Genomic DNA, 5,018 nt, shown 5'->3' with positions numbered 1-5,018 from the left:
ATCGCCGGCGTCGCGCCCGACGCGCGGCTGATGGCGCTGCGCGCCTGCTGGGAAACGGAGGGCAAGGCGGCGCGCTGCAGCAGTTTTACCTTGGGCAAGGCCCTGAACTTCGCGCTGATGCACGAGGCCCGCATCATCAACCTGAGCCTGGGCGGGCCGCCCGACCGCCTGCTGCAGGCCTTGCTGGACGCAGCCCTGGCGCGCGGCATCCTGGTCGTGGGCGCCATCGACCCGCAGCGGCCTGGCGGCGGCTTTCCGGCCTCGCATCCCGGCGTGATCGCGGCAAGCGCCGCCGCCGCGCCCGCCGCCGACATCCCCACCAGCCTGCCTGGCGGACGCTGGGGCTTCGTCTCGGGCTCGTCCTATGCGGCGGCCCACGTCAGCGGCCTGGCCGCGCTGCTGGTGCAGTTGCGCCCGGGTACCGATGGGGCGGTGCTGCGCGAGGCCTTGCGCGTCCGCGCGGGCGTGGCGCGGCACGAAACCGCAGAGCCGGACCGCGACGCCGCTGAAATTTCCAGAGCTGCTAGTATGGACGCATGCGCGCTGCTGGCGCGTGCCGCCGGAACCTGCGTCTGCCCATGCTCCCTGCGCTCCGCCACCGTCACCGCCGCCTCTGCCCAGGCACCCGCGCCCTGCGCGGCGCCCTTGCATCCGTCCTGCTGAGCGCCGCCTCCGTGGCGCAGGCCCAGACCAGCGCCAACTTGTCCCTGGTCTCCGACTACGCGGTGCGCGGCCTGTCCCTCAGCGACGGCCGTCCCGCCGCCCAGCTGCGCGTCGGCTACGACAGCCCGTCCGGCTGGTATGCGGGCGGCTTCGTGTCCTCCGTGCATCCAGCCTATAGTCCGGCCCAGGCCCAGCTGATCGCCTATGGCGGTTATGCGCGCAGGACGGCTTCCGGGATGAGCTGGGATGTGGGCGCCAGCCGCACCAGCTTCGTGCACGACGCGCGCTACGACTACCACGAGCTGCATGCCGGCCTGGCGTTGGAACGCGGCAACCTGCGCGCCAATTATTCGCCGGATTACTACGGCGCCGGCCGCGGCGTCTATCTCGAGTGGAACGGCGTTCATCCGCTGGGCGAGCGCTGGGGCCTGGTGGGCCACGCCGGCGTGCTGCGCCGCATCGAAGCCTATGGCCACGATGGCGGGCCCGCGCGCATCGACCTGCGCCTGGGACTGGCGCATGACGCCGGCCCGTGCACGATGCAGCTGGCCTGGGTGGCGCGCCAGCGCGACCGGCTGGCGGCCGCGCCGCGCGCGCGGGCGCTGACGGCCAGCGTCAGCTTTGCCTTCTGAGGGTGCAAGAGAACCTTTCGGGGACGGCGGGGGATTAACGGCGGTAAGCGTTCCCCACCCACCCGACAGGAGCCATCATGCACATCCATCAACGCGCGGCCGCCTTGTTCAAGGCCGGCCTGCTGGGCGCCAGCTTCGCCGCCGCAGCGGTCTCCTGCGGCGGCGGCAGCGACCCCAACGAAATGACCGTCACGCCGCCTCCCACGCCGTCCATCAGCAGCGCCTATACCGTGACCTCGCTGGTGACCGAGGCCGCCGGCGGCGCCGCCAACACCGACCCGCGGCTGCTGAACGCCTGGGGCATCGCCTTCAATCCCACCGGCTTTGTCTGGGTGTCGAACGAGGGCAGCTCCACTTCCACCCTGTACGACGGCAACGGCGTACCCCAGACCCTGGTGGTCGCGATCCCGGCCGGCGCCGGCGGCCCCGCCCGGCCCACCGGCATCGTCTTCAACGGCAGCCAGGACTTCAAGGTGACCCAGAACGGCGTCACCGGCGCCAGCCCCTTCGTGTTCGCCGGCCTCGGGGGCACGATCTCGGGCTGGTCGCCCGCTGTAAACCGGACCAACGCGGTGACGGCCGTGGATACCGGCGCCAACGGTGCTTTCTATACCGGCCTGGCAATCGGCAGCTCGGCGGGCGCGAATTTCCTGTATGCCGCCGACTTCCGCCGCGGCGGCATCGACGTCTACGACGCGGCGTTCCAGAAAGTGACCCTGCCCGGCGGCGGCTTCGTCGACCCCGGCCTGCCCGCCAACTACGCGCCCTTCGGGGTGCAGGCGGTGGGCGACCGCGTCTACGTGAGCTATGCGCAGCGCGCCGCCAACGGCACCGACCGCGTGCCGGGCGCCGGCCTGGGCCTGGTCAATGTGTTCTCGACCGGCGGCGGCTTCGTCGGGCGCCTGGTCAACACCGGCGGCGCGCTCAACGCGCCCTGGGGCATGGCGATCGCGCCCGCCGATTTCGGCGAGGCCAGCAACATGCTGCTGGTGGCCAACCGGGGCGACGGCAGGATCAACGTCTTCAGTCCCCATGACGGCAGGATGATCGGGACCCTGGCGCGCGCCGACCGCACGCCCATCGTGATCGACGGCCTGTACGGCATCGCCTTCGGCAACGGCGTGCAAGCCCAGTCGCGCAACGCCCTGTTCTTCACGGCCGGCCCGGGCAATGGCGCGCGCGGCCTGTACGGCCGCATCCAGCTGCAGTAGCCGGGCGCCGAGGTGGAGCGGCCATCATGTCCCTGCGGCGACGCGCTTTCCGGGATGCCAAGGGCGCGCTTTTCGCGCAGCCGCTAGAATGCTTTTCCGACCCGTTTCGCTACGCGGCCGCCGCGGCGGCCGCGTATCCGCACCCAGGAGAAGCCATGGCAGAGCAATCGCCCTACGTCCCACCGAAAGTCTGGACCCCCGCCGCCTCCGGCGGCGCCTTCGCCAACATCAACCGCCCCGTCGCCGGCGCCACCCACGAGAAGGCGCTCCCGGTCGGCAAGCATCCGCTCCAGCTGTATTCGCTGGGCACGCCCAACGGCGTCAAGGTCACGATCATGCTGGAAGAGCTGCTGGCCCTCGGCCACGCGGGCGCCGAGTACGACGCCTGGCTGATCCGCATCAACGAGGGCGACCAGTTCTCCAGCGGCTTCGTCGAGATCAACCCGAATTCGAAGATCCCTGCCCTGGTGGACCGCAGCGGCCAGGAGCCGCTGCGCGTGTTCGAGTCCGGCTCGATCCTGCTCTACCTGGCCGAGAAGTTCGGCGCCTTCCTCCCCACCGATATCCGGGCGCGCACCGAGACCCTGAACTGGCTGTTCTGGCAGATGGGTTCCGCGCCTTTCGTGGGCGGCGGCTTCGGGCATTTCTATGCGTATGCACCGGAAAAGCTGGAGTATCCGATCAACCGCTACACGATGGAAACCAAGCGCCAGCTCGACGTGCTCGACCGCCAGCTGGCCAACCACCGCTTCGTGGCGGGCGATGACTACACGATCGCCGACATGGCGATCTGGCCCTGGTATGGCGGGATGGTGCGCGGCGAGGCCTATGACGCGGCCGAATTCCTGGCGGCGCACGAATACACGCATGTCGTGCGCTGGGCCGAGGAGATCGCGGCGCGGCCGGCGGTGATCCGCGGGCGCAAGGTCAACCGGGTGCGCGGCAAGCCGGAGGAGCAGGTGGCGGAGCGGCACCAGGCCTCGGACCTCGATTGATGCAGGGTGGGCGGCTAGCGCTTTGCCACGATGTTATAGCGCACCTCCAGCTCGTCCTGCACCGACAGCAGCCCGCCGCCGATCGAGAACGGCGTGATCCCGAAATCGGTTTGTTTCAGGCGCGCTGTTCCACGCGCGCTCACCTGCGCCGCGTCGACCTGGACCACGGCCGGCAGATCCAGCGAACGCGTGACGCCGTGCAGCGTGATGGCGGCGCGCAGGCGGCCGTCCGGCAGCCGTGCCGCATGCAGCACCACCACCGGATAGCGCCGCGCCTCCAGCACCGGACCGAGCATGTTCCTGCGCGTGCCCTCGACTGCCTGTGGCGACGGCCGTGTGGCGACGCCGGCCTCACGCAGCAGTTGCGGCTCGTCGACGGTCATCTGGTCGGCGCGAAATGAGATGTCGGCGCGGTCCGCTTTGGGCGAGACATGGCCTGCCAGGGTGTGGCTGGCCACCAGGTGGTCGTGCCCGAGCCACGCCATCAGGCCCGCGCGGCGCACCGTGACTGCGATGAACGAGGCGCCCGGATCGACGGCGTAGGCGGCCGCCCCGGACGGCCCTGCCCGGTACCTGTCTGGTTCGGCTGCTGGACCGGGCCCTGGGGACGCCCGCTCTGTCGGCGCTTGTCCACAGGCGGCCAGCAGCAAGGGCAATGCAAGGAAGCGCTTCATGTCGGCTGGACCAGCGGCGTCGGATTTCTTCAGGACCCAGTGTACGGCGCGGTTCGCCCTGGAAGCAAATGAACGGTGATCAGGCGCCTCAGGTCGGCGAGAGCATGTAGCCCGCGCCGCGCACCGTCTTGATCAGCGACTTGGCCCGTCCCAGCGCCTTGCGCAGGCGCAGCACGTGGACGTCGACGGTGCGCTGGTCGAGGGTGTCGGGGGTGTCCCACAGGTGGGCCAGCAGCTGGGCGCGCGAAAACACCTGGCCCGGGTGGCACAGCAGGAAGCGCAGCAGCCGGTATTCGGCATGGCGCACCTCGACCTTGTGGCTGCCCACGCGCACGCTGCAGCTGAGCGGGTCGAGCACCAGGCGGCCGGAGCGCAGCAGGCGCGATTCCAGGCCTTCGTCGGGCGGATGGGGAATGAATTCGGGGGCCGGCGCCGCGGGCGCTTCGTGCGGATCGCGTTCGCCCTCGGCGCAATCGGCCGCCAGCAGGATCACGGGACGCTCGCGCAGGCGGCGGTCGCCGCGCAGGCGCGCCAGCAGGCGCATGCCGCCTTCCTGGCGCAGCATCGATTCCTGGAGCAGCAGTTCGGGGCGCTCGCGCCCGATGAAGTCCCAGGCCTGCGCCAAGCTCGGCACGCTATGCCAGATCCACTCGTCCTCGTGCAGCGAGAACTTGAGCAGCTCGGCGATTGCCGGCTTGTCGTCGACCACCAGGACGATGGTGTTGGCCGTTGTCATGGGAAGCCCGGTGGTAGGGTTGGCGGCTTCGCCGCCGACGCGGTGGTGCTTGGCGGCGCCGGCATCGCGCCGGATGATCTTGCGGCTAACTATCACCGCGTGGGGGG

Annotated in this window: 6 protein-coding genes; 4 read left to right on the top strand and 2 right to left on the bottom strand. The window is 70.5% G+C overall.

Features of this window, described 5'->3' with window-relative positions:
* The 4 genes from KBW98_RS23470 to yghU all read left to right on the top strand — a co-directional run.
* A partial coding sequence (locus KBW98_RS23470; protein ID WP_229429388.1) for a S8 family serine peptidase occupies window positions 1-663 on the top strand: 663 nt, incomplete at its 5' end.
* Window positions 579-1,295: a TorF family putative porin gene (locus tag KBW98_RS23465; protein WP_211522586.1), complete on the top strand. Its 717-nt coding sequence runs from the start codon at window positions 579-581 to the stop codon at window positions 1,293-1,295. The genes KBW98_RS23470 and KBW98_RS23465, both read left to right, overlap by 85 nt.
* A 77-nt stretch (window positions 1,296-1,372) precedes the next feature.
* Window positions 1,373-2,506 carry a TIGR03118 family protein gene (locus tag KBW98_RS23460; protein ID WP_211522585.1) on the top strand — a complete coding sequence of 378 codons (1,134 nt, stop codon included), beginning with the start codon at window positions 1,373-1,375 and terminating at the stop codon, window positions 2,504-2,506.
* Between the two features lie 155 nt (window positions 2,507-2,661).
* Window positions 2,662-3,501, top strand: coding sequence for a glutathione-dependent disulfide-bond oxidoreductase (gene yghU / locus KBW98_RS23455; protein WP_211522584.1), 840 nt, complete (start codon window positions 2,662-2,664; stop codon window positions 3,499-3,501).
* Between the two features lie 14 nt (window positions 3,502-3,515).
* Here yghU and KBW98_RS23450 read toward each other — a convergent pair whose 3' ends face one another.
* A complete protein-coding gene (locus KBW98_RS23450; protein WP_211522583.1) occupies window positions 3,516-4,175 on the bottom strand; it encodes a YceI family protein in 660 nt (219 codons plus the stop codon).
* Between the two features lie 88 nt (window positions 4,176-4,263).
* Window positions 4,264-5,018: response regulator transcription factor (locus tag KBW98_RS23445; RefSeq protein ID WP_229429387.1), on the bottom strand; the 755-nt coding region annotated here is incomplete at its 5' end.

Source organism: Massilia sp. ST3 (assembly GCF_018119405.1).
GTDB lineage: Bacteria > Pseudomonadota > Gammaproteobacteria > Burkholderiales > Burkholderiaceae_D > Telluria.
Note: the sequence above shows the minus strand (reverse complement) of the source record. Positions and strands in the feature narration are given on the sequence as shown.